We start from the raw sequence: 24102 nt of genomic DNA, 5'->3' as shown, positions 1-24102 counted from the left end.
TTAAATTCCTTTAAAGCGGAATGTTAAAAATGGTGCGCCATTGGACATTAATGTCACCTGATCATCCGCGCCGATCAAGCATTTTGTGTTTGTTGGGGCGCGCGCCATAGGGCCGGTGACCGCTATTTGAGCAGCCGATCGCTTGTGTGACCTGGGCTACCTTCGTTATCGGTGATGCGGCAACAGCTACCGATTTCAGCGCAGGTGCAGTGAATGGCAGAAATGCCGCGCGAATCGGCCTTCCCTGCCTCTGACAGAATCCTCAGCCCCACAGCGCCATTTATCCAGCGCAGCAACAAAATTTTCCCCCGCGTTTGTGGCGAAAATACAAGTGTGCAATGGTGTGCTGAATTGGGGCGTTTTCATTTTGTGCCAATGGCTTATCCTGATCTCTCAATCCACCCCAACGCGCGCGCGCTCCCCGAGGCCCCTATGCCCCCCATTGCCGACCATCTGCACCGCTATGCGCTTGTCAATGAACTGCACGCGCGCCCTGCAACCAAGGTCGTCCCGCCCGGCGTGGCGGTGTTTCTGGCGGTGAAGCCCGAAAGCGGTGCGGCCAAGCGTGACCGCGACAAGGATCGCGCGCATTTGCTGGCACTGCTGGACCGCCACGGTGCGGGCCATCCCGCACCGGAAGCCACGCATCATTCCGCCGATATTGGCCGCCATCATCTGAAATGGGAAAGCCATACGGAATTCGTGACCTACACGGCCTTTGAACAAGGGGTGCCCAAACGCCCGTTCGACCCCGACAGTTTTGATGTTTTCGCCGATGACTGGCTGGAACAGGCGCCCGGGTCGCGCCTGACATCAATCCTGTTCCAGATAGAAACCATGCCCGAAGACCCCGCCGAAATTACCGCAAAACTGCAAGACTGGTTCGTTCCAGAAAGCCTTGCTGCGGCCTGTGTTCTGGATGGAACGGCGGTGATTGCCAGTGATTTCCGCATTGACCGTGCGGGTCATATCCGCATGGCGGTGTTCGTCAAACCCGGCACGGGCGGGCGGCGCGTGGGGCGCATTTTGCAACGCCTGTGCGAGATTGAAACCTATAAGACCATATCGATGCTGGGGTTGCTGCGGGCGCGGTCGCTGTCGTCACAGATGGGGGTGCTGGATGACCAGTTGACGCAGTTGTCCCGTGCCATGAACACACCCGGAACAGGGTCGGATGAAACGCTGGAGGCGTTGCTGCGCATCTCCAGCGAGTTGGAAAACATGATGGTGGAAAGCGCGTTTCGCTTTGCCGCGACAGGGGCTTACGAAGCTTTGGTGCACCAGCGTATCGAAGTTCTGCGCGAAGACCGGTTCGAGGGGCGCCAGTCCTTGCGCGAATTCATGACCCGCCGCTATGACCCTGCCATGCGTACTGTCAAATCGACTGAGGCGCGGCTGACGCGGCTGGCCGAACGGGCCATGCGCGCGGGGCAGTTGCTGCGCTCGCGCGTGGATGTGGAACGATCAGCCCAGAACCAGCGCCTGCTGGAAAGCATGGACCGGCGCGCGGATATGCAATTGCGCCTGCAACACACGGTTGAAGGGTTGTCGGTGGTGGCGATCAGCTATTACGCGATCAATCTGGTGGCCTATCTGGTGCTGCCGGTGACAGAGCCTTTGGGCCTGTCAAAACCTGTGACAATGGCAGTTCTGGTGCCTGTGGTGGTGCTGGGCGTTTGGGCCATGGTGCGCGGGATCAGGCGGAAGTTTGAGTAAGCCGCGCGCGCCAGCCTGAGCGGGTGATTTTTTGGATATTTGGACCAGAATGAAAGGGCAAAGGGGCAGCTTCAGCCCCTAAGCTTCAGAATGTTCAGGCGGCGCGTTCGGACGTGAACTGCAAGCGTGCCAGTCGCGCATAAAGCCCGCCCTGTGCCACCAGTTCATCATGTGTGCCGGTGGCAGTGATGCGCCCTTCGTCAAAGACGATGATGCGGTCGGCCTGTTTGACGGTGGCCAACCGGTGGGCGATGACGATTGTGGTGCGGTCGCGTGACAGGTGATCCACAGCGCGTTGCACGGCGGCTTCAGATTCGGCGTCAAGCGCGCTGGTGGCTTCATCGAGCAGCAGGATGGGGGCGTCGCGCAGGATGGCGCGCGCGATGGCGACGCGCTGTTTCTGGCCGCCCGACAGCATGACACCGCGTTCGCCCAGTTCGGTCATGTATCCGTCGGGCAGACGGTTCAGAAACATATCGGCATTGGCAGCCTTGGCCGCGGCAATCACTTCGCTGTCGGAGGCACCGGGACGCCCGAAGCGGATATTGTCCATGGCCGAGGTCGCAAAGATGACCGGATCTTGTGGCACCAGTGCGAGGGCGCGCCGGAAGTCCGTGCGGGCCATATCGCGCAAGTCCTGACCATCAATGCGGATATGCCCGCCGAGCGGGTCGTAAAACCGCATCAACAGTTGCAGGATCGTGGTTTTGCCCGCGCCAGAGGGGCCGACAAGTGCCACGGTTTCACCGGCTGCAATTGTCAGCGATACATCATCCAGGGCCTGTTGGCCGGGGCGTGTGGGGTAGTGGAAGCGCACATTTTCAAAGCGCACCTCGCCACGGGTCGGGCGGGGCAGGGGCAGGGGGGCGGCAGGGTCCTGGATGCTGTCAATCGCGGTCATCAATTCAACAAGGCGTTCGGTCGCACCGGCCGCGCGCTGCAATTCGGACCAGATTTCCGACAAGGCCCCGACGGACCCTGCGACAATTACTGCGTAGATCACGAATTGCGCCAGCTCGCCCGGTGTCATGACGCCGGCCGAGACGTCGCGCGCCCCGACCCAAAGCGTGCCCAGAATGCCGGCAAAGACCAGAAAGATGACAATGACAGTCAGCACCGCGCGGGTCAGGATGCGTTTGCGCGCCACGTCGAAGCTGATTTCACTGACACGGTCGAAGGCGGCGCGGCTGGCGGCTTCATGGGTGTTGGCCTGAACGGTCTGCACCGACAGAAGCGCTTCGGATGCATTGCCCGAACTGGCGGCAATCCAGTCCTGATTCTCGCGGCTGAGCTTGCGCAGCTTGCGGCCCATGATGACGATGGGGATGATGATGGCAGGCACCATCAGCAGCACAAAACCCGTCAGCTTGGCCGATGTCAGCCCCAGCAGCACCAACCCGCCCAGCAGCATCAGTGCATTGCGCAGGGCAATGGACACCGAAGACCCGATGACCGATTGAATGAGCGTGGTGTCGGTGGTCAGGCGCGACAGCACCTCGCCAGTCATGATGCGTTCGTAAAATGCGGGACTGCGGTCGATGACGCGGGCAAACAGCGTTTTGCGGATGTCCACAACGATGCGTTCCCCCAGTCGTGTGACCAGATAATACCGCAGCCCCGTTCCTATGGCCAGAAGCACCGCCAGCCCCAATGCGCCGCCGAAATACTGGTTCAGCAATTCCATTTCGCGCGCTTCGAACCCGTCCACGACCCGCCGCACTGCCAGCGGCAATATCAACATGATGGTCGCGGTCGCCACCAGCGCCAGAATAGCGGCCGCAAGCAACCCGCGATAGGGGCGCATGAACGGCCACAACCCATGCAACGCCCCCAGATTTCTGGATTTGGCGCGCGTATCGCTAGAAATTGATGTGTCGCTCATGCTGTTCCGGCCCTTTGTGTTGGGCATGGGTTTAGGTCAGAACAGGGGGGTGGGGCAAGCCCGCAAGCTGCCTGTGCGATCATTGACGCGCCCCGCATGCGGATGGCGCGGCGCGGGCGAATGGCTGGCGAATGCTGACATCGGCCAACGTGTCGGCGCTCAGGCGGTTTTCTCCATGCGCAGAAAGGTGAAGACTCCCAGCTTTGTCAGGGGGGTTTCTTCAACCAGCCGAAGGGCTTTTTCCCCCAGCACCCGATCCTTCGGGAAATTGGAATGCCAGCCCATATAATCGGCAAAAGGGGCAAATTTGCGTTCCAGCCATGCCAGCCAGCCTTCATCGCGGGCGAAATGGTTGACCAGCAGGATTTGCCCGCCCGGTTTGCACACTCGTGCCATTTCGGCCATGACCTGTTCGGGGTCGGGGACCACCGAAATCAGGTGCATGGCGACGATTGTGTCGAAGCTGGCATCCGGGAAATCCAGCTTTCGTGCGTCCATCTGACGCAGCTCGCGCACATGGCCCAGCTTTTCATCTGCGACCTTGGTGCGGGCGCGGGTCAGCATGTCTTCGGAGAAATCGATACCCGTGACATCCAGTGACGGATCGTAGAACGGCAGGGCAAGTCCGGTGCCGACCCCCACTTCCAACACCTTGCCGCCTGTGCTGTTGGCAACCTTGGTGGCATGTCGGCGACCGGTATTGGTGATGCGCCCGAAAGTCATGTCGTAAATCGGTGCCCAGCGGCGGTAGCTGGCAGTAATGGCTTCAGGTTTCAAAAATGCCTCCCACGCATAACTTGTTTGACGAAGCTTTGGGGCAGTGAGGGCGTATGGTCAACCGTTGGTCGTCATCGGTGGTGTTAAACTTCGTGTTATGCCGAAGGGGTGGGCAAATATGAAACGCCTTTTCAGGGTGCCACTACATCGAAAAACTGATACCGCAGCCGCAGCTGGAGGATGCGTTGGGATTGTCGACGATAAACCGCGCCCCGATCAGTTCTTCGGAGAAATCAATGACCGCGTTTTCCAGAAACGGCAGCGACACAGGGTCGATCAGCACTTTCTGCCCGTTTTTTTCCAGTTCCAGATCGCCCTCGGCGGGGTCATCAAAGCGGATGTCATACTGAAACCCTGAACAGCCGCCCCCGTCAACGGCAACACGCAGGGCCTTGACCTCGCCTGTGTCTTCGGCGATTTCGGCCAGACGGGCAAAGGCACGGTCGCTTACGCGGGGGGGCAGGGTCAGGGTCATGGGCTTCCTTTGGGCGATGTCATATTTCCGATGACTTTACTTTGATATAGACACTGACAGCAAGCCCGACAAGGTGATGGGAGTAACAGATGCTGAAACCATATGCGACACAACCGGACCAGTCGCGGGGGCGCCGCTTCACAGAAGCGATGAGCACCTTCCGATCGCCCTTTCAGCGCGACCGTGACCGGATTATCCATTCCAGCGCCTTCCGGCGGCTGAAGCACAAGACACAGGTGTTCATCGAGCATGAGGGCGATTATTACCGCACCCGCCTGACCCATTCCATCGAGGTGGCGCAAGTCGCGCGCACGTTGGCGGGGGCCTTGGGGCTGAACACCGAACTGGCCGAAGCGATTGCGCTGGCCCATGATCTGGGCCACCCGCCCTTTGGCCACACTGGCGAAGATGCGCTATGCGATCTGATGGCCCCCTATGGCGGGTTTGACCACAACGCCCAGGCCTTGCGCATTGTCACGCGGCTGGAACGCCATTACGCAGATTTCGACGGGCTGAACCTGACCTGGGAAACGCTGGAAGGGATTGCCAAGCATAACGGCCCTGTGGCCGATGCGCAGGGCGCGCCCTTGAAGGGGGATGCGCTGCCCTACGCGCTGGTCGAATGCAATGCGGGGTTTGATCTGGAACTGCGCGGCTTTGCCAGTGCCGAGGCGCAGGTGGCCGCGATTGCGGATGACATTGCCTATAACCACCATGATTTGCATGACGGGTTGCGATCGGGGCTGTTTTCGGAAAGCGACCTGATGGACCTGCCGATCACCGGCCCTGCATTCGCCGAAGTGGACAGGCTGTATCCCGGGCTGGAGGGGATGCGCCGCAGGCATGAGGCGCTGCGCCGTGTGTTTGGTATCATGGTCGAAGATGTGCTGCTGGTGGCGGGCACGCGGCTGGGTCCGGCAGATTTGAATTCGGCGCAGGATATTCGTGATCTGAACCTGACGATCATTCGCTTTTCGGACCGGCTGTTTCGGGAACTGAAGGTGATCCGGCAATTCCTGTTCACGCGGATGTATCGCGCGCCGTCGGTGGTGGAAATGCGCGCGCAGGTCACAGGAATTGTGCGTGACCTGTTTCCGTTGTTCATGGAGCAGCCCCGGCACCTGCCTACTGAGTGGCGCCGCGATGTGGATGCAGCAGACTCAGAGACCGAGCTTGCACGGATTGTGGCTGATTATGTGTCTGGCATGACCGACCGGTTTGCAATTCAGGAACACGCGCGGCTGGTGCGCGGCGAAGACGTCAGCCCGATGCGGTATCTTTGAGGGGGGGGACGCCATTCGGCCCCCATCGAGGGGGCACTCATGGCGGGGCAGACCTGCCGGTTGCCCGGTCCCTGCCGTATAGGCGGGCTATGGTCGCGACTGTGGTCGCGCGCGCTTTTGCTGCACTGCATTGATCTGGCGACTTGACAGATGGCCCTGCAATGTCGGACCCTTCCCCCAGAGGGCCGGGTGTGATGCGGCAACTCTGCTTCAGCCAAGAGGAGGGCGTGCGCATGCTGGTGAGCCAAATTCTGAGAAACAAGGAAACCCAGTCGGTCGTGACTGTCGCGCCGGGCACCCCCCTGTCCGAAGTCGTGAAGGTCCTGAGCGAGAACCGTATCGGTGCGCTTGTCGTCTCATCCGACGGTAAAAAAGTGGCGGGCATCCTGTCAGAACGCGATATCGTGCGTGAACTTGGCAAGCGCGGTGCCGGCTGTTTGTCCGATACGGTTGATGATGTGATGACCCGCAATGTCTATGGCTGCAAACCCGATGACAGTGCCGATCTGGTGTTGCAAACGATGACCATGAAGCGGTTTCGCCATATTCCGGTTATGGAGGGGGACCAGATGCTTGGCCTGATTTCCATTGGTGACGTGGTCGCAGCGCGTATGTCGGAGCTGGAACTGGAAAAAGACGCCCTGACCGGCATGATCATGGGCTACTAGGGTGTTTTCGCGCCCTGAAGGGTTGCATATCCCTGCGCAATATTGTTGCGTGCCCGTGAAGATGTGAAGGGGGCGCGCAATGCGGATCGGTCTTTATCCAGGAACTTTTGACCCTTTGACCAAGGGGCATATCGATATTATCACCCGCGCGACGCAGCTTGTGGACCGCCTGGTGATCGGCGTTGCGATAAACCGCGACAAAGGCCCGCTATTCACGCTGGAAGAACGTGTCGCCATGATCGAGGCCGAGGTGCAGACGCTGAGTGTGCACACCGGGGTCGAGATTATCGCCCACCCGTTCGAGAACCTGCTGATTGATTGCGCGCGCGACGTGGGCGCGCAGATCATCATACGCGGCCTGCGCGCGGTCACCGATTTCGAATATGAATTCCAGATGGTCGGCATGAACCGCGCCATGGATGCCAGTATCGAAACGGTATTTCTTATGGCAGAAGCCCGCCATCAGGCGATCGCATCCAAACTGGTCAAGGAAATCGCGCGGCTGGGTGGCGATGTGTCGAATTTTGTGTCCCCGGCCATTACCGAAGCGCTGGGTGCGAAATACCCGCGCTAGAGGGTGGGTCAGATCAGGTGAAAACGTCCGGTTGGGTGGTGCTGGCGTGACGGAGACGTTTGTGTTTGGACATAGCCCGCGCCAGCGGTGGGCCGGGGACTGCCGATCCGACATTATAAGAATGCAGTTTATGCAGGCTGCATACTCCCAAGATCAAAGGCTTGGACTGTCATCAGAGTAATCGGCAGGCCGCGGGACGGCCAGACCTATGGCGCGGCGGGCTGCGCCCTTTGCTCCGCGCCTTGGGGTGTCAGCTTCAGGCCAGCATTAACCAGCCTTGCGGTTCCAACTGCCATGACCCCGCCATAAGGCAACTTCAGGAAGAAGCTGTTAGATTTTTTCGGTTTGAAATTGCGGAAAACCCATACGCTACAGCGTTTTTCCGACACAACGAAAGATCGAAACGCTGGAGATTGCGCGCGGGCAGGGGGGCTTATTGTCCGTAGACGGCCTGCGCGGCAATCTTGCGCGCATCAGGCTTGTAGATATCCAGATCGATGGCGACATCCAGCGGCATGTTGCGGATTTCGTTCACGGTGCGGGCATAGGCTGCGCGTTGGCGCAGGCGGGTCTGGATGCGGGTTAGAAGCGTGCTCATGATATGCTCCTGTTCTTCGGGTCATGAATGTTCTTGACTCGAAGATGGGGCATGCTGCGGTGCAGAACAACCCGTCCTGGTTGCAAGCCCGGCTTGCGCTTGGTGCATATGTGGCGACGCGATACGGGGGCTTTTGTCCAAATGTAAAAAGCCGCATCCGAAGATGCGGCTTTCCCCGGCTTTTCAAGCCTGTGTTCAGCCCGCGCGCGCCATGGCGGCGGCCGTGTCGAGCATCCGGTTTGAAAAGCCCCATTCGTTGTCATACCAGCTAAGGACGCGCACCATGCGCCCTTCCAGAACCTTGGTCTGGTCCAGATGGAAAATCGATGAACGCGGGTCATGGTTGAAATCCATGCTTACATTCGGCTGGTCGGTGACGCCCAGAATGCCCTTCAGCGGGCCATCACTGGCGGCGGCGATCATGGCGGCGTTGATCTCATCGGCAGTGACATCGCGCAATGCTTCAAATGTCAGGTCAACGACTGATACATTGGGCGTGGGCACGCGAATGGCCACACCGTCAAGCTTGCCGTTCAGTTCGGGCAGCACCAGACCCACAGCGCGTGCGGCGCCTGTTGATGTGGGGATCATGCTCATGGCGGCGGCGCGGGCGCGATACATGTCCTTGTGCATCGTATCCAGCGTGGGCTGGTCGCCCGTATAGCTGTGGATGGTGGTCATGAAGCCGCGTGAAATGCCCACTGTGTCATTCAACACCTTGACCACAGGGCTAAGGCAGTTGGTGGTGCACGACCCGTTGGACACAATGCGGTCCGCAGCGGTCAGTTGGTCATGGTTCACGCCAAACACAATCGTCTTGTCCGCGCCCCCTGACGGGGCCGATACCAGAACCTTGCCTGCGCGGCCCAGATGCACCTTGGCCTTGTCGGCATCGGTGAAAATGCCGGTGCATTCCAGCACGATATCAATATCGTCCCATGGCAGGTTCGCGGGATCGCGTTCGGCGGTCACCTTGATCGGGCCGCGCCCGACATTGATGCTGTCGCCGTCAACCGTAACTTCTGCCGGGAACCGGCCATGCACGGAATCGAAACGTAGCAGATGCGCGCTGTTTTCAACCGGGCCAAGGTCGTTGATGGCAACGATTTCCAGATCATCGCGGTTCTGCTCGACCAAGGCGCGCAGCACCAGCCGCCCGATACGGCCAAACCCGTTAATGGCAAGACGTGTGGTCATCAGCCTTATTCCCCATGTTTGAAGCGTGGTTTGAAATTCTGTGATTGCGCTAACATGATCGGCACACGAAAATCAAGCGGCAAGCGGTAAAACATGGCGCGGTATAGGGGCTTTACCCCGGTTGGTTCTTCAGCAGATGGTGCAGCCCTGCGCGCGTGTCGGGCGTTCTGGCGCATAGCCTGCATCCATCAGCGCGAACATGCCACCCTGCACATCGATGACAGGCACATCCAGCCGTTGTGCCAGAATGCGCGCAGCGCGGCTTGTGCGGTTGCCGGTCCGGCATATCAGCGCAACAGGCTGGCCGGGTTGCAAATGCGGGCGCAACGCGGCCACAAAGGCATCGGGGCTGTCAAATGGCAGCAAAACCGCGTTGGGCAGAACCCCGGTTTCAATCCATTCATGCGGCTGGCGAATATCAACCAGCAGAACCGGCGCGTCCTGCAACTGCTGCGCGGATGGCTGGGCCGTGAAGACCTGACCAGCAACTGCGGGCGCGGCAAGGCATGTCAGGGCAAACAGGATCGGGGCTAGAACGCGCATTCAAGGACACCTTTATGGTTTTTGAATATGTATCAGGGGGGTGTCATGCCCAAAAGGGGACAGAGCGTCGCATGACAAAGGCCCGCCTTTCGGGGGCGGGCCTTGGGCAGGTTTTCACAAAGGCATTGGTCACAAAGGCATGGGTCAGTGAATCAGACGGCCCATTGCGGCTGCAACATCGGCCATGCGGCAGGAAAAGCCCCATTCATTGTCATACCAAGCAAGCACACGCACCATGCGGCCGCCCACAACCTTGGTCTGGTCCGGCGCGAAGATGGACGAATGCGGCGTGTGATTGAAATCGATCGACACTTTGGGTTCGGGATCATAGGCCAGCACGGCCCCCATGGGGCCATTTGCGGCGGCGCGCATAATGGCATTCACTTCGTCCACGGTGACATCCCGGCTGGCATAGAAGGTCAGATCGACCGCGCTGACATTCGGGGTGGGCACGCGCAGGGCGGTGCCGTCCAGTTTGCCCGCCAGCTCGGGCAGCACTTCGCCCAAAGCCTTGGCCGCGCCTGTTGATGTGGGGATCATGGCCATGGCGGCAGCACGCGCGCGATACAGGTCCTTGTGGCGGCGGTCCAGTGTGGGCTGGTCACCGGTATAGCTGTGCACAGTTGTCATGACACCGGATTCAATGCCGATCGCGTCATTCAGAACCTTGGCCAGCGGGGCCAGACAATTCGTCGTGCACGACCCGTTGGACACCACCAGCTGGTCTGCGCGCAGGCTGCGATGGTTGACGCCGTAAACAATGGTTGCATCCGCATTTTTGGCAGGTGCCGATACCAGCACGCGCGACGCACCGCGCCCCAGATGCACCGCAGCCTTGTCGCGTTCGTTGAATTTGCCGGTGCATTCCAGCACGACATCGACACCGTCCCAATCCAGTTCTTCGGGGTTGTAGGTGGACATCACCTTGATCGGACCGCGCCCCAGATCCAGTGTGTCGCCTTCAATCCTGACAGTGCCGGGGAAGCGGCCATGGACGGAATCGTATTTCAGCAAATGGGCGTTGGTTTCAATGGGGCCGGTGGCGTTGATTTTGACCACTTCAACATCGTTGCGGGCACTTTCGGCGATATGCGCCAGCGTGCAGCGCCCGATGCGCCCGAATCCGTTGATCCCGATGGTGATTGTCATGTCCCATTCTCCGCGCTGTGCTACCTGCGCTGGGTATAGACAGCGGATCAGGGCGAAAAAAGGGTCAAATCCTGTTCAGATCGAATACGTTAGCGCAATCTTGGGATGATAGGGCTAACGCTGCTGCGCAAATAGGCGCTGCGTTCATTCGCGCGCCCCTTGCGCCGCGTGCCGTGCCGTTGCAAGAAGTAGGGCGGGCGCGCCCGCGAAACATTCCCCGACCATGCAGGAGCAGACCGGTTTGGCCCTTTTCGAAAATATCCTAAGCCTGATCGATATGCGGTCCTTTTCCTCTGTCTGGTTCTGGATTGTCGTGGCCCTGTTCTGGTCTGCGGTGACACATAATGTGCTGGGTGTGTCCTATGACATGATTGTGCAGGCGCGCAAGAAGGGCGGACAGCCGTTGGCGGATGTGCAGACGCTGGTGGAAATCCATGTGCGGCGCATGCTGGCGATGGTGCGCAATATCGGGCATTGGATTTTGGGGTTTGTCACCACGGTGATGTCGCTGATCTTCGTGCTGGCGTTTCTCTACGGGCTGGAATTGGCGCAGGCCGTGTTTTTGTTGCTGCTGCCGCTGACGATTACACGGATGATGGCGTTGCGGCTTGCCTTTCGTGTCGAACGCGAAGGGTTGACCGATGACCGGTTGTTGCGGGCCCTGTTGCGCCACCGGCTGTGGATGCAGCTTCTGGGGGTTGTCATCATATTTCTTACAGCCATCTGGGGTATGTTGCGGGTCATGACGGCATCGGTCCTGTCGTTCTAGCGGCAGCGGACGGATTTCAGGCATTGACACGGGATCACTGCGGGGTAGGTCAGGCGCGATGACACATTCTAATTCTCAGATCGGGCTGGCCCATTCTCTGATCACGCTGGGCGGTGCGCCCGAAGGTTTTGATGCAGCGCTGCTGGCGCGAGAGCTGGACAAATCCGGCGCGCCCCTGCTGCATGTCGCGCGCGACGACAAACGCGCCGAGGCGATGGCCCGCGCGCTGGCATTCTTTGCGCCCGAAATCACGGTTCTGCGCTTTCCCGCATGGGATTGTCTGCCCTTTGACCGTGTGTCCCCTAATGCCGATGTGTCCAGCGCGCGCATGGCCACGCTGGCCGCCCTGGCGCATGGCGTGCCGGGGCCGTTTGTGGTGTTGACCACGCTATCTGCGGCCATGCAGGCCGTGCCCGCGCGCGATGTTGTGGCGGGCGCATCCTTTGTCGCGCAGGTCGGGCGGCGCATTGATGAGGGGGCGTTGCGTGGCTGGCTGGTGCGCATGGGCTTCACGCAGGCCCCCACGGTTACCGAACCGGGCGATTACGCCATTCGTGGCGGCATTATCGACATTTTCCCCCCCGGTGATCTGGGACCAGTGCGGCTGGATATGTTTGGTGATGTGCTGGACGCCGCGCGCCGTTTTGATCCGGCCACCCAGCGCAGTCTGGAAAAGCTGGATGTGGTGGAATTCGCCCCCGTGTCCGAGATCATTCTGGATGACGCCGCGATCACGCGGTTCCGGCAGAATTACCGCATCGAATTTGGCGCAGCAGGCAGTGACGACCCGCTTTATGAAGCCGTCAGCGCAGGGCGCAAACATCAGGGGATGGAGCATTGGCTGCCCTTCTTTCACGCCCGCATGGAAACGCTGTTTGACTACCTGCCAGATGCGTCCGTCATGCTGGACGACCAGATCGTGGCCGCGCGCATTTCGCGCTGGGACGGGATCGCCGACCAGTATGATGCCCGGCGCGAGGCAATGGCAGACCGCAAGCGTTTGGACACAATCTATAAGCCTTGCCCCCCTGAACAGCTGTATCTGAATGAAGCGGCATGGATGCAGGCCCTGTCCGGCAGGCGGGTTATCCAGTTGCAGCCGTCGAAAACCGCACCGGGGCCGGGGGTTCTGGATGCAGGCGGGCGCATGGGGCGCAGCTTTGCCCCCGAACGGCAGGCCGAAGCCAATGTGTTCGATGCGCTGGCAGCCCACGTCAATGACCGGCGCGCGCATGGTGATGTGGTGATTGCCAGTCATTCGGACGGGGCGCGCGAACGGCTGTCGGGCTTGCTGGACGATCACGGTGCAAAGGGCGCGCAGAATATCACCACGGCGCGCGATATGGGCACAGGCCCAAAGGGGCGTTTGTTCCTGACTGTCTGGCCGTTGGATCAGGGCTTTCAGACGCCGGACCTGACCGTGATTTCCGAACAGGATGTGTTGGGCGAACGGCTGGTCGGGCGGGCCAAACGGCGCAAGCGGGCAGAAAACTTTCTGACCGAAGCGCAAAGCCTGTCGCCGGGCGATCTGATCGTGCATGTCGATCATGGGGTGGGCCGCTATACGGGGTTAGAGACGATCACGGCAATGGGCGCGCCGCATGAATGCATTGCGCTGGAATATGCAGGCGGGGACCGGTTGTTCCTGCCGGTGGAAAATATCGAACTTCTGTCGCGCTATGGCCATGAAGAAGGGTTGCTGGACAAGCTGGGCGGCGGCGCATGGCAGGCCAAGAAAGCGCGGCTGAAACAGCGCATCCGCGAGATTGCAGACAAGCTGATCCGCATTGCGGCCGAACGCCAGTTGCGCAGCGCGCCACAGTTCAGCCCGCCCGAAGGGATGTGGGACGAATTTCTGGCCCGCTTCCCCTATGCCGAAACCGATGACCAGTTGCGCGCCATCGAAGATGTGCTGGATGATTTTGAGTCCGGACGCCCCATGGACCGGCTGGTGGTGGGCGATGTGGGGTTCGGCAAAACCGAAGTCGCCATGCGCGCGGCCTTCATTGCGGCCATGTCAGGGGTGCAGGTGGCTGTCATCGCACCGACCACGCTGCTGGCGCGCCAGCATTTCAAGACATTTTCGGAACGCTTCCGTGGTCTGCCGGTCGTAGTCCGGCCGCTGTCGCGTTTCGTGTCCGCCAAGGATGCCAGCGCCACCCGCGACGGGCTGACCAAGGGCACAGTCGATATTTGCATCGGCACTCATGCGCTGCTGGCCAAGGGTGTGAAGTTCGCCAATCTGGGCCTGCTGGTCATTGACGAAGAACAGCATTTCGGGGTGACCCACAAGGAACGCCTGAAGGAATTGCGCAGCGATATTCATGTGCTGACACTGACCGCAACGCCCATCCCGCGCACCTTGCAGCTGTCACTGACAGGGGTGCGCGATCTGTCCATCATCCAGACCCCGCCTGTGGACCGGCTGGCCATCCGCACCTATGTCAGCGAATTCGACACTGTGACCCTGCGCGAGGCGCTGTTGCGCGAACATTATCGCGGCGGGCAGTCGTTCTTTGTGGTGCCGCGCATCTCTGACCTGCCCGAGGTTGAGGATTTCCTGCGCAATCAGGTGCCTGAAATCACCTATGTCACCGCCAACGGCCAGATGCCTGCGGGCGATCTGGATGAACGGATGAACGCCTTTTATGATGGCAAATATGATGTTCTGGTCGCGACCAGCATTGTTGAATCCGGCCTTGATATTCCGCGCGCCAATACGATGATCGTGCACCGCGCCGATATGTTCGGGTTGTCGCAGCTGTATCAGATACGCGGGCGCGTCGGGCGGGCCAAAACGCGGGCCTATTGCTTCCTGACCACGAAACCCCGCGCGCCCCTGACCCCGCAGGCCCAGAAACGTTTGCGCCTGCTGGCCAGTCTGGATAGCCTTGGGGCGGGGTTCAACCTTGCCAGCCATGACATGGACCTGCGCGGCGCGGGCAATATTCTGGGCGAAGAACAATCCGGCCATATCAACGAAGTGGGCTACGAGTTGTATCAGCAGATGCTGGAAGACACGATTGCCAAGATACGCTCGGGCGAGATTGCGGATGTGTCTGATCTGGACGGGCAATGGGCACCGCAAATCAATCTGGGCGTGCCGGTGCTGATACCGGATGACTATGTGCCCGATCTGGATGTGCGGCTGGGGCTGTATCGGCGCTTGTCGGGGCTGACCAACAAGGTCGATCTGGAAGGGTTCGCTGCCGAACTGATTGACCGGTTTGGCAAGTTGCCGCGCGAAGTGAACACGCTTCTGGTGGTCATGCGCATCAAGGCCGAATGCAAACGCGCGGGCATCGCCAAACTGGACGCAGGGCCAAAGGGCGCGACGATCCAGTTCCACAATGACAAATTCGCCAATCCGGCGGGGTTGGTGGAATTCGTGAACGACCAGCAGGGACTGGCAAAGGTGCGCGACAACAAGATTGTCGTGCGCCGCGACTGGAGCACTGAAAAAGAGCGCGTGCGCGGGGCCTTTGCCATTGCGCGCGATCTGGCGGTGAAGGCGGATGCGAAGGGCTAGAATGTGGCAGGCGCATCCGGTTGGGTGGTGCTGGCCTGTCGGGGATGTGCGCGCTTGGATAAAGCCCGCGCCATCGGCAGGCCGCGGGACGGCCCGCCGATGGCGCGGCGGGCTGCGCCCTTGATTCCGCGCCTTGGGCGACTGCTTCAGGCCGGAATTAACCCGCCCTACGATCCCATCTGGCATGACACCACCATAAGGAAAAGTGTGGTGTGGCAATCAGAACACTTGGCAATCTTTGGGCGTTTTTGATAAGACTGCCTTATGAAAGTTACCCTAAAACAGCTTGCCTATTTCCGTGCCCTTGCGCAGGCGCATAATTTCGGGCGCGCGGCGGAACTTGTGAATGTCACGCAGCCCGCCCTGTCGATGCAGATCAAGGAACTGGAAGGTATTCTTGGCGTGGCGTTGGTGGAACGGTTGCCGCGTGATGTGCGCCTGACGCGTGCGGGGCGCGATGTTCTGGCGCGTGCAGAACGGATCCTGTCCGAAACGATGGAACTGGAAACCTCGGCACGGCGGCAGGGGTTGCAGGCTGCGCTGACGCTGGGCATGATCCCCACGATCGCACCATATCTGTTGCCCGGAACCCTTGCGCGGCTGCGTGCGGGCGACATTACGCGCGATCTGCGCCTGCGCGAGGCGCAGACCAGTGACCTGCTGTCGGGGCTGCGCGCGGGGCGGCTGGATGCGGTCGTGCTGGCCGATCCTGTGCCTGCGCCCGATCTGGTCATAGCGCCCCTGTTTCAGGACCGGTTCGTGCTGGCGGGGTCCGAAGGGCGCCTTGGCGCGCTGGATCAGGGGCACCATGCGCTGGACCCGACCGCGCTGAACCCCGATCATCTGTTGCTGTTGGATGATGGCCATTGTCTGGCCGATCAGGCGCTTGCCTTTTGCGCAATTGACCGGCGGCAGACGCGGCTTGATCTGGGCGCATCCACGCTGTCCACGCTTTGCGGGCTGGTGGCGCAGGGGTTCGGGCTGACATTGCTGCCCGAACTTGCGGTGCGCGCCGAGGCGACGGGCGGGCAGGGCATTGTGCTGCAACGCTTTGGCCAGCCCGAACCGTTCCGCCAAATCGCGCTGTTGCGCCGTGCATCATCGGATGGGGGGACATGGTTTGACGATCTGGCCGCGCATCTGTGCGTTGCAGGGCAGGATTTGATTGCAGCCGCCCGTGTCCGTTGCGCGCCAATGTGAAACGGCCATGCAGCCAGCGCATGGCAGGCTTGAACTGTTGCCGTTGTTTTTCCCATGAATTAGGGCTAGATGAAAGCTGGCAGCGTCCAGAGGAGGGGAAGCCTTGCGCGACTTGAAATTGCCTGACCAGCGCCACCCGGAAAAAGCCCGCCGCGCGGTGCAGGCCCAACCCAAGAAGCCCGACTGGATTCGCGTCAAGGCCCCCGGCGGCAAGGGCTATGCCGAAACGCATAAGATCATGCGCGAACACAAGCTGACCACCGTGTGTGAAGAAGCCGGTTGCCCGAATGTGGGCGAATGCTGGTCGCAGGGTCATGCAACCATGATGATCATGGGTGAAATCTGCACCCGCGGGTGCACGTTTTGCAACGTGGCCACGGGTCGCCCCGATACGCTGGATGCGTTCGAACCGGGGCGCGTGGCCCATGCGGTCGAAAAACTGGGCCTGAAACATGTGGTCATCACCTCGGTGGACCGCGATGATCTGGATGATGGCGGGGCGGAACATTTCGCCCAGACCATCCGCGCCGTGCGCCACCGCAGCCCCGGCACCACGATTGAAATTCTGACCCCTGATTTCCTGAAATGCGCACCATCGGTGCTGGAAACCGTGGTGGCGGCGCGCCCTGATGTGTTTAACCACAATCTGGAAACCGTGCCCGGCCTTTATCCCGAAGTGCGCCCCGGCGCGCGCTATTTTCACAGCCTGCGCCTGTTGCAGCGGGTCAAGGAACTGGACCCGTCGATGTTCACCAAATCGGGCATCATGGTGGGGCTGGGCGAAGAGCGGCAGGGCGTGTTGCAGGTCATGGATGACATGCGCGCGGCAGATGTCGATTTCATCACGATTGGCCAATATCTGCAACCCACCCCGCGCCATCACCGTGTCGACCGTTTCGTGACGCCGGATGAATTCAAATCCTATGAAAAAGCCGCATTCGGCAAGGGGTTCCTGATGGTGTCGGCCACGCCGCTGACGCGCTCCAGCTATCACGCGGGCGATGATTTCGCGCGTCTGCGCGATGCACGGCTGGCAAAGCTGGCCGGCGCGTAGCTGCGGTGGCGCAGGACCGTTATGTTCTATGCCTTCGGCAGAGAGTATTTGTGGCAAGATGAAACCCCGATAGGCGCGGCTTTATGACCTGATGTGAAGGCGTGCATTTGTCCGGATCGGGCGCTATGAACAGGCCAACAAGCCGACTCAGGAGTGCTGCATCATGAGCTTTTCCCGCGCCATCAAGATTGCGCCATCCATTCTGGCCGCTGATTTCGCCAATTTCGGGGCCGAATGCCGCGCGGTCGAAGATCAGGGCGCGGATTGGGTGCATGTCGATGTGATGGACGGACATTTCGTTCCCAATATCACCTTTGGCCCTGCCACCTGCGCGGCCATCCGCCCCCATATTCGCGGCATCATGGATGTGCACCTGATGATTGCGCCGGTGGACCCGTATATTGACGGCTTCGCCAAGGCGGGCGCGGATTTCATCACCGCCCATATGGAAGCAGGGCCGCATATTCACCGCACCTTGCAAGCCATCCGTGCCAGTGGCGCAAAAGCGGGGCTGGCCCTGAACCCCGGCACAGGGTTGGACGGGGTTGAAAACCTGCTGGATATGATTGATCTGGTCTGCGTGATGACGGTGAACCCCGGTTTTGGCGGGCAGAAATTCATCGATATGACCGACAAGGTGCAGCGCCTGCGCGCCATGATCGGGGCGCGCCCCATCCATATTGAGATCGACGGAGGTATCGCAACCGACACGGCGCCCGTAATGGCGCGCGCGGGCGCGGATGTTCTGGTTGCGGGATCTGCGGTGTTCAAGGGCGGATCGGTCGATAACCCCGCGCCTTACGGCGACAATATCCGTGCCATCCGCGCTGCTGCTGAAAATGCCATCGGGGTCGCGGTGTGAGGCGCGCTGTTATATTTGATCTGGACGGCACGCTGATTGACAGCGCCCCGGATATTCATGCCGCAGCAAATATGGTGCTGCAAGGCGAGGGGTTGCCACGCATCAGCCCCGATCAGGCGCGCGGTTTTGTCGGGCGCGGCGCGCGTGTGTTTGTGGAACGCATGGAACATGCGGTCATGGGCGGCAATGAACCAGCCCGCACGGCGCACCTGCATGCGCGGTTTCTGTATTTCTATGAACGCGCGCATGAACACACGAAAATCTATCCGCATGTTCCCGAATTGCTGGCGGAATTGCGCGGCAAGGGGCTGGCGCTTGGCCTGTGCACCAACAAACCCATGCGGCCCACGCTGGCTGTTCTGGCGCATCTGGGCTGGGACGGGGTGTTTGATGTGGTCATCGGGGGCGACAGTCTGGATGTCGCCAAACCCGACCCCGCGCCACTGCTGGCTGTGGTGACAGGGTTGGGGCTGACGCTGCCCGATATTGTCTATATCGGTGACAGTGAAACTGATGCGGAAACCGCCGAACGGGCGGGCGCAAGGTTTGGCCTTTATACGCAGGGCTATCGCAAGACCCCGGTTGAGCAGATGTACCACCATTTCCGGTTTGATGATTACCGGCAGATGTCCGGTCAGTTATTCCAGCCAGGATGAAGGCCCGCACATGACCCAACCCCGCCGCCCGATGCCGCCCCCCTTGTATGTGCCCAAACCCGGTTTCGGGCGGCGCACCCCGCCTGCGGTATTTGCGCCCATCATGGGGCTGTTCGGGCTGGGGCTGGGCTGGCGCGAAGGGGCGGCGGTATTTGGCATGTCGCCCGCCATCGGCGATATGATCCTTGGGGCGGTGTCGGTGGTGTTTGTGTTCGCGCTGGTGGCGTATGTGGCAAAACCGGTGCGCCGTATTGCCGTGTTGATCGAGGATATGCGCGTGTTGCCAGGGCGGGCGGGGCTTGCCGCTGCCAGCCTGTCACTGATGTTGCTGGCCGCCAGCCTTGCGCCACTGGCACCGCGTGTTGCAACCGTGCTGGCGCTATGCGCATTTGTCGTTCATCTGGGGCTGGTTGCGTTGCTGGTTTATGTGCTGCGCACAAGCCCCCTAGAGGGGCGCGTGGTAACCCCTGTCTTTCATCTGAGTTTCGTGGGCTTTATCATCGGGGGTGTCGCGGCCAATGCGCTGGGCCATCATGATGTCGCGCGCTGGATCGTCTGGGCCATGCTTGTCCCCGCGGGGACAATCTGGGGGATCAGCCTGCGCCAGATCATCACGCGCGTCCCGCCCGCACCGCTGCGCCCGTTGCTGGCCATACATCTTGCCCCTGCCAGCCTGTTCACGATTGTCTCCCATGGGGCGGGCATGCCGATGGCGGCCCAGGGGTTTGCCGTGCTTGCGGGGGTAATTTTTACAGCCCTTCTGGTGTCGCTGCGGTGGTTGACCGAATCCGGGTTTTCACCCCTTTGGGGGGCGTTTACCTTTCCTTTGGCGGCCTTTGCGAGTGCGCTGATGCTGGCGTCGGGCGGAACGGGTGTTTTGGGGCTGGGGGCGGGCGTGGTTCTGGCGCTGGCCACATGTGTTGTGCCTGTCATCGCCTACAAGGTTCTGAAAATGTGGCCGGGTGGCACTCTGGCGGCCAAAACCAACGCCGCCGAAGCCTGAGACGAAGCCTGACTCAGGGGTTTTCATTTCCGCCAAGACGTGAAAAAGGAAACTGCCAAGCGATCCACCCATAAGGAGGCCGGTCATGGAGATTCGCGAGGCGCTTACCTTCGACGATGTGCTTCTGGTGCCAGCGGCATCAAGCGTTCTGCCAAATCAGGCGGACACAACCACTTTTGTCACCAGATCCATCAGGTTGAACATTCCGTTGCTGTCATCGGCAATGGATACCGTGACCGAAGCGCGCATGGCGATTGCCATGGCACAGGCTGGCGGCATGGGGGTGATTCACCGCAATCTGGACACCGACACGCAGGCCGACGCTGTGCGCCGTGTCAAACGATTCGAATCCGGTATTGTCTATAGCCCTGTGACACTGACGCCGAACCAGACGCTGGCAGATGCCAAGGAATTGCAGGCGCGCTACAATGTCACCGGCTTTCCGGTGGTGGACGCATCAGGGCGCGTGCTGGGCATTGTGACCAACCGTGACATGCGCTTTGCCAGTGATGACAAGACGCCGGTGCGGGTGATGATGACAGCGGACAATCTGGCCGTGCTGCGCGAACCTGCCGACCGCGAAGAAGCGCGCAGCCTGATGCAGGCGCGCCGGATCGAGAAACTTCTGGTCACGGATGAAAAGGGCCGCCTGACCGGCCTGCTGACGCTGCGCGACCTTGACCGCGCAGTGCTGAACCCCACCGCCTGCAAGGATGATTTGGGGCGCTTGCGGGTGGCGGCTGCGTCAACGGTAGGCGATGCGGGCTTTGAACGTTCGATGGCGCTGATTGATGCAGGCGTTGATCTGGTGGTGATTGACACCGCACATGGCCATTCCGAAGGCGTGGCGCGCGCGGTGGAACGCATCAAGGCGCAAGCGCCCGCCGCGCAGGTTGTGGCGGGCAATGTGGCCACCGGTGACGCCACGCGCGCGCTGATTGATGCGGGTGCCGACGCCGTGAAGGTTGGCATTGGTCCGGGGTCCATTTGCACCACGCGGGTCGTGGCTGGCGTAGGCGTGCCGCAACTGACTGCGATCATGGATTGCGCGGCGGCGGCTGGTGATGTGCCGGTTATTGCGGATGGCGGCATCAAGATGTCGGGCGATTTCGCCAAGGCGATTGCGGCAGGTGCAAGCTGCGCGATGGTGGGCAGTGCGATTGCAGGCACGGATGAAGCGCCGGGCGAAGTGATCCTGTATCAGGGCCGCAGTTTCAAAAGTTACCGTGGCATGGGCAGCCTTGGCGCGATGGCGCGCGGGTCTGCCGACCGGTATTTCCAGAAGGATGCCGCCAGCGACAAACTGGTGCCCGAAGGGATCGAAGGCCAGGTGCCGTATAAAGGGTCTGTGGGCGCGGTGTTGCATCAGATGGTGGGCGGTTTGCGCGCGGCCATGGGCTATACCGGCAATGGCACGGTTGCAGATATGCGCAGCCAATGCCAGTTTGTGCGCATCACCAATGCAGGGCTGAAGGAAAGCCATGTGCATGATGTGCAGATCACCCGCGAAAGCCCGAATTACAGGGTTGGCTAAGCGCGCATGACCCTTCTGGAACAGACCACCCTGTTCGGGGACTGGCCTACATTGGCGGCGGCGCTTGTCGCCGTCTTTCTTGTGGGGCTGTCCAAAGGCGGGCTTGGGGGCGCATTTGCGTTGCTGGGGGTGCCGATTCTGGCGCTTGTCATGTCGCCGGTTCAGGCGGCAGCGCTGTTGTTGCCCATCCTGCTGATGATGGACGGAATCAGCCTGTGGGCGTGGCGCGGCTGGTTCGACCGGGCCACGCTGGTACACCTGCTTCCAGGGGCCTTGCTGGGCATTGCCATTGGCGGGCTGGCGGCGGCCTTCACATCCGAAGCGCTGGTGCGGTTGATCGTGGGGGTGGTCGCACTGGGCTTTGTGGCGCGCATGGCGCTGGCGCGGTCCGGTGGCGCGGCCCAAGGGCAAGGGCATGTGCGTGGCGGGTTCTGGGGGACGGTTGCGGGGTTTACCAGTTTCGTGGCCCATGCGGGCGGCCCGCCATTTCAGGTTTATGTGCTGCCCCTGCGGCTGGACCCGAAAGTGTTTACCGGCACAAGCGTGATTTTCTTCGCCGTGGTCAATGCAATCAAGGTGGTCCCCTATGCAGCATTGGGCCAGTTTGACCGTGTGACACTTGTTTCGGCGGCCGTGATGCTGCCCCTTGCCGCTATTGCGACGTTGATGGGCGCTGCGGTTGTCAAACGCCTGCGTGCCGAAGTGTTCTACCCGCTGATGTATGTGATGATAACGCTGGTGGGCCTGAAACTTGTCTGGGACGGGGTGTCCGCGCTGCTTATCGGATAAGGCCGGCGCGCTGCGCGGTGCGCAATATGGCATCTGCAACGGCATCGGGGTGGGCGTGGTGGGGCATATGGCCGACCCCGTCCAGCCGCGTCAGGGTTACCGAACTGACCTCGCGCTCCAGCCGTTCGGAATGTATGGACAGGCCCACAGTTTCATCTGCTGTGCCATGCACCACCTCAATCGGAATATTCAGCGCGGGATAGCCCGGTGCGATCGCCTCGACATGGTGTTTCAGGCTGTTCACCTGCCGTGCATTCAGTGACAGTTGTTCGGCGCGCAGGGTCAGATCGCGTCCCAGATGGTCCAGATACCCGTCTGGCACCGGATTGGGCGCAAATACACCGGCCAGTGTCGAATCTACCGCCGATGCAGGCGCAAACCGCGCCACCAGTGGCAGCACGACATTCCGGCCCAAGGCAGATGCGCTGATGCGATACCACAACCCCAGATCACCGGGCCAGGGATGGGATGCAGGTGCCAGCAATGTCAGCCCCGCCACATCATCGCCGCCGCGCAACGCCCATGCCAGCGCAACAGCGCCCCCGTAGGAATGGCCCAGCACAACGGGGCGGGTCACATCCAGTTCGGCGGCGGCGGCGCGCAGTATATCGGCCTGTTCCACCGGACCGTCCGGCCCGCCAAAATCATCGGAAAACCCGAAACCGGGCCGGTCCAGTGCAATGACACGAAAATCAGCCGCCATCCGGTCGATCAGATCAAAACTGAAATCGCGTGCATTGCCGTTTGCGCCATGGATCATCACCAGATCCGGCCCTTGCCCACGGATCACCGCATGAATGCGCCCGTCGGGCAGGGCGACAAACGCCCCTTCAGGCTGGGTCTGGGCATGGGCCATCCGGTCCTCCACCACGCCCACGCATGCGGTCACAATGCCCGCGCCAAGGGCAAGTGCTGCAAGTCTACTGGCCGATATTTTCAAGGTCATAGGGTGTTGTCTGGTAAATCTGGTTTATCCAGTTGCCATATAGAAGATGCGCGTGGCTTCGCCAGCGATTGAGGGGCATTTTCGCGGGATTGTCATCAGGATAGTAGTTTTGGGGCACATTTATGGGCTTTCCGGCGGCGATGTCGCGGTCATATTCATCCTTCAGCGTGGTGCTGTCATATTCGAAATGGTTAAAGATCATCAGCGCGCGGTGCTTAGGGTCCTCGACCAGACAAGGGCCTGCCTGATCAGACGCGATAAGCGTGCTTAATCCCGTGACCGCGTCAATATCGGTCTGGCGCAATTCGGTCCAGCGGCTGACGGGAATCAGCAGATCATCCGAAAACCCCCGCAAATAGGGCGAAGCCGGTGCCAGATTGCGGTGCCGGAAACAGCCGAACGCCTTGGTGTCCAGCATGTGCTTGTTGATCCCGTGGAAATGCCACAGCATGGCCATGCCCCCCCAGCACACGCCGAACGTGTTGTGCACATGGGTTTGCGTCCAGTCCATAATCTGGGTCAGTTCATCCCAATAGGTCACATCTTCATAGGGCAAATGCTCGATCGGGGCGCCGGTGATGATCAGCCCGTCAAAGCGTTCATCCTTGACGTCCTGAAACGGGCGGTAGAATTCGGCCATATGTTCGGCGGCGGTGTTCTTGGTTTCATGTTCCGACATGCGGATCAGCGACAGTTCGATTTGTAGGGGGGTGGACCCGATCAGCCGCGCGAACTGGGTTTCAGTCTGGATTTTCTTGGGCATCAGGTTCAACAGCCCGATGCGCAGGGGCCGGATGTCCTGCCGCGCGGCGTCCGTGTCGGACATGACCATGACCCCTTCGCGTGACAACACGTCAAAGGCAGGCAGCATGGCAGGCAGCTTGATGGGCATGGGCGG

General features: G+C 60.7%; 22 protein-coding genes. 13 read left to right on the top strand and 9 right to left on the bottom strand.

Translation table 11 applies throughout. The features are described from left to right. Positions 1 to 432 precede the first annotated feature (432 nt). Positions 433 to 1716, top strand: coding sequence for a DUF3422 family protein (locus P8S53_RS14455; RefSeq protein ID WP_277804673.1), 1284 nt, complete (start codon positions 433 to 435; stop codon positions 1714 to 1716). A 94-nt stretch (positions 1717 to 1810) separates the two neighbouring features. Here the strand turns inward: P8S53_RS14455 and P8S53_RS14450 are convergent, their stop codons facing one another. The 3 genes from P8S53_RS14450 to P8S53_RS14440 all read right to left on the bottom strand — a co-directional run bounded on the left by P8S53_RS14450 (position 1811) and on the right by P8S53_RS14440 (position 4844). Next, entirely contained in the window at positions 1811 to 3598 is a 1788-nt protein-coding gene (locus P8S53_RS14450) for an ABC transporter transmembrane domain-containing protein (RefSeq protein ID WP_277804672.1), read from the bottom strand. Positions 3599 to 3757: 159 nt separating this feature from the next. Then, complete coding sequence (locus P8S53_RS14445; protein WP_277804671.1) at positions 3758 to 4375, bottom strand: class I SAM-dependent methyltransferase; 618 nt, start codon at positions 4373 to 4375, stop codon at positions 3758 to 3760. Positions 4376 to 4517: 142 nt separating this feature from the next. Further along, positions 4518 to 4844 carry an iron-sulfur cluster assembly accessory protein gene (locus tag P8S53_RS14440; protein ID WP_306417942.1) on the bottom strand — a complete coding sequence of 109 codons (327 nt, stop codon included), beginning with the start codon at positions 4842 to 4844 and terminating at the stop codon, positions 4518 to 4520. Positions 4845 to 4939: 95 nt separating this feature from the next. On the opposite strand from P8S53_RS14440, the gene P8S53_RS14435 reads away from it, so the two are divergent. From P8S53_RS14435 to coaD, 3 genes are all read left to right on the top strand, one after another. After that, the gene (locus P8S53_RS14435) at positions 4940 to 6133 is read left to right on the top strand and encodes a deoxyguanosinetriphosphate triphosphohydrolase (protein ID WP_277804669.1); all 1194 of its coding nucleotides are present in this window, start codon (positions 4940 to 4942) and stop codon (positions 6131 to 6133) included. 233 nt (positions 6134 to 6366) lie between these two features. Next, the gene (locus P8S53_RS14430) at positions 6367 to 6801 is read left to right on the top strand and encodes a CBS domain-containing protein (RefSeq protein WP_277804668.1); all 435 of its coding nucleotides are present in this window, start codon (positions 6367 to 6369) and stop codon (positions 6799 to 6801) included. Positions 6802 to 6880: 79 nt separating this feature from the next. Beyond that, positions 6881 to 7375 (top strand): pantetheine-phosphate adenylyltransferase, encoded by a 495-nt coding sequence (gene coaD, locus P8S53_RS14425; RefSeq protein WP_277804667.1) that lies wholly within the window; start codon positions 6881 to 6883, stop codon positions 7373 to 7375. Positions 7376 to 7808: 433 nt separating this feature from the next. Here the strand turns inward: coaD and P8S53_RS14420 are convergent, their stop codons facing one another. The 4 genes from P8S53_RS14420 to gap (P8S53_RS14405) all read right to left on the bottom strand — a co-directional run bounded on the left by P8S53_RS14420 (position 7809) and on the right by gap (P8S53_RS14405) (position 10862). Beyond that, positions 7809 to 7973 (bottom strand): hypothetical protein, encoded by a 165-nt coding sequence (locus tag P8S53_RS14420; protein WP_277804666.1) that lies wholly within the window; start codon positions 7971 to 7973, stop codon positions 7809 to 7811. Positions 7974 to 8168: 195 nt separating this feature from the next. Then, complete coding sequence (gene gap / locus P8S53_RS14415) at positions 8169 to 9170, bottom strand: type I glyceraldehyde-3-phosphate dehydrogenase (protein ID WP_277804665.1); 1002 nt, start codon at positions 9168 to 9170, stop codon at positions 8169 to 8171. A 129-nt stretch (positions 9171 to 9299) separates the two neighbouring features. Next, complete coding sequence (locus P8S53_RS14410) at positions 9300 to 9713, bottom strand: rhodanese-like domain-containing protein (protein WP_277804664.1); 414 nt, start codon at positions 9711 to 9713, stop codon at positions 9300 to 9302. Positions 9714 to 9857: 144 nt separating this feature from the next. Next, positions 9858 to 10862, bottom strand: coding sequence for a type I glyceraldehyde-3-phosphate dehydrogenase (gene gap, locus P8S53_RS14405; protein WP_277804663.1), 1005 nt, complete (start codon positions 10860 to 10862; stop codon positions 9858 to 9860). 241 nt (positions 10863 to 11103) lie between these two features. Between gap (P8S53_RS14405) and P8S53_RS14400 the strand changes: the two genes are divergently transcribed. The 9 genes from P8S53_RS14400 to P8S53_RS14360 all read left to right on the top strand — a co-directional run bounded on the left by P8S53_RS14400 (position 11104) and on the right by P8S53_RS14360 (position 22258). Beyond that, positions 11104 to 11631, top strand: coding sequence for a hypothetical protein (locus P8S53_RS14400; protein ID WP_277804662.1), 528 nt, complete (start codon positions 11104 to 11106; stop codon positions 11629 to 11631). A 58-nt stretch (positions 11632 to 11689) separates the two neighbouring features. Next, on the top strand, positions 11690 to 15160 hold the full coding sequence (mfd, locus tag P8S53_RS14395; RefSeq protein WP_277804661.1) for a transcription-repair coupling factor: 3471 nt from the start codon (positions 11690 to 11692) through the stop codon (positions 15158 to 15160). Positions 15161 to 15424: 264 nt separating this feature from the next. Continuing rightward, positions 15425 to 16360 carry a hydrogen peroxide-inducible genes activator gene (locus P8S53_RS14390; protein ID WP_277804660.1) on the top strand — a complete coding sequence of 312 codons (936 nt, stop codon included), beginning with the start codon at positions 15425 to 15427 and terminating at the stop codon, positions 16358 to 16360. Positions 16361 to 16463: 103 nt separating this feature from the next. After that, positions 16464 to 17414 (top strand): lipoyl synthase, encoded by a 951-nt coding sequence (gene lipA / locus P8S53_RS14385; RefSeq protein ID WP_277804659.1) that lies wholly within the window; start codon positions 16464 to 16466, stop codon positions 17412 to 17414. A 163-nt stretch (positions 17415 to 17577) separates the two neighbouring features. Beyond that, positions 17578 to 18276, top strand: coding sequence for a ribulose-phosphate 3-epimerase (rpe, locus tag P8S53_RS14380; RefSeq protein WP_277804658.1), 699 nt, complete (start codon positions 17578 to 17580; stop codon positions 18274 to 18276). Then, on the top strand, positions 18273 to 18932 hold the full coding sequence (gene gph, locus P8S53_RS14375) for a phosphoglycolate phosphatase (protein WP_277804657.1): 660 nt from the start codon (positions 18273 to 18275) through the stop codon (positions 18930 to 18932). The genes rpe and gph overlap by 4 nt, the downstream gene beginning before the upstream one ends. A 10-nt stretch (positions 18933 to 18942) precedes the next feature. Then, positions 18943 to 19935, top strand: a complete 993-nt coding sequence (locus P8S53_RS14370; protein WP_277804656.1) for a hypothetical protein — start codon at positions 18943 to 18945, stop codon at positions 19933 to 19935. Positions 19936 to 20020: 85 nt separating this feature from the next. Next, entirely contained in the window at positions 20021 to 21469 is a 1449-nt protein-coding gene (gene guaB / locus P8S53_RS14365; protein WP_277804655.1) for an IMP dehydrogenase, read from the top strand. A 6-nt stretch (positions 21470 to 21475) separates the two neighbouring features. Next, positions 21476 to 22258, top strand: a complete 783-nt coding sequence (locus P8S53_RS14360; RefSeq protein WP_277804654.1) for a sulfite exporter TauE/SafE family protein — start codon at positions 21476 to 21478, stop codon at positions 22256 to 22258. Here P8S53_RS14360 and P8S53_RS14355 read toward each other — a convergent pair. Both P8S53_RS14355 and metA read right to left on the bottom strand, forming a co-directional pair. After that, entirely contained in the window at positions 22248 to 23204 is a 957-nt protein-coding gene (locus P8S53_RS14355) for an alpha/beta fold hydrolase (protein ID WP_277804653.1), read from the bottom strand. The two genes, P8S53_RS14360 and P8S53_RS14355, sit on opposite strands and share 11 nt — an antisense overlap. Beyond that, positions 23179 to 24096 carry a homoserine O-succinyltransferase gene (gene metA, locus P8S53_RS14350; RefSeq protein ID WP_277804652.1) on the bottom strand — a complete coding sequence of 306 codons (918 nt, stop codon included), beginning with the start codon at positions 24094 to 24096 and terminating at the stop codon, positions 23179 to 23181. The genes P8S53_RS14355 and metA overlap by 26 nt, the downstream gene beginning before the upstream one ends. Positions 24097 to 24102 lie beyond the last annotated feature (6 nt).

The sequence above is a fragment of the Roseinatronobacter sp. S2 genome (genome assembly GCF_029581395.1).
Lineage (GTDB): Bacteria > Pseudomonadota > Alphaproteobacteria > Rhodobacterales > Rhodobacteraceae > Roseinatronobacter.
This window is presented reverse-complemented; position numbering and strand designations above follow the sequence as displayed.

Coding starts and splice junctions, on each gene's coding strand:
- gap (WP_277804663.1), bottom strand. CDS start 10,862: ATGACAATCACCATCGGGATCAACGGATTCGGGCGCATCGGGCGCTGC.
- P8S53_RS14435 (WP_277804669.1), top strand. CDS start 4,940: ATGCTGAAACCATATGCGACACAACCGGACCAGTCGCGGGGGCGCCGC.
- mfd (WP_277804661.1), top strand. CDS start 11,690: ATGACACATTCTAATTCTCAGATCGGGCTGGCCCATTCTCTGATCACG.
- P8S53_RS14430 (WP_277804668.1), top strand. CDS start 6,367: ATGCTGGTGAGCCAAATTCTGAGAAACAAGGAAACCCAGTCGGTCGTG.
- guaB (WP_277804655.1), top strand. CDS start 20,021: ATGGAGATTCGCGAGGCGCTTACCTTCGACGATGTGCTTCTGGTGCCA.
- P8S53_RS14455 (WP_277804673.1), top strand. CDS start 433: ATGCCCCCCATTGCCGACCATCTGCACCGCTATGCGCTTGTCAATGAA.
- P8S53_RS14370 (WP_277804656.1), top strand. CDS start 18,943: ATGACCCAACCCCGCCGCCCGATGCCGCCCCCCTTGTATGTGCCCAAA.
- P8S53_RS14420 (WP_277804666.1), bottom strand. CDS start 7,973: ATGAGCACGCTTCTAACCCGCATCCAGACCCGCCTGCGCCAACGCGCA.
- rpe (WP_277804658.1), top strand. CDS start 17,578: ATGAGCTTTTCCCGCGCCATCAAGATTGCGCCATCCATTCTGGCCGCT.
- P8S53_RS14355 (WP_277804653.1), bottom strand. CDS start 23,204: ATGACCTTGAAAATATCGGCCAGTAGACTTGCAGCACTTGCCCTTGGC.
- coaD (WP_277804667.1), top strand. CDS start 6,881: ATGCGGATCGGTCTTTATCCAGGAACTTTTGACCCTTTGACCAAGGGG.
- metA (WP_277804652.1), bottom strand. CDS start 24,096: ATGCCCATCAAGCTGCCTGCCATGCTGCCTGCCTTTGACGTGTTGTCA.
- P8S53_RS14390 (WP_277804660.1), top strand. CDS start 15,425: ATGAAAGTTACCCTAAAACAGCTTGCCTATTTCCGTGCCCTTGCGCAG.
- gap (WP_277804665.1), bottom strand. CDS start 9,170: ATGACCACACGTCTTGCCATTAACGGGTTTGGCCGTATCGGGCGGCTG.
- P8S53_RS14360 (WP_277804654.1), top strand. CDS start 21,476: ATGACCCTTCTGGAACAGACCACCCTGTTCGGGGACTGGCCTACATTG.
- P8S53_RS14410 (WP_277804664.1), bottom strand. CDS start 9,713: ATGCGCGTTCTAGCCCCGATCCTGTTTGCCCTGACATGCCTTGCCGCG.
- P8S53_RS14450 (WP_277804672.1), bottom strand. CDS start 3,598: ATGAGCGACACATCAATTTCTAGCGATACGCGCGCCAAATCCAGAAAT.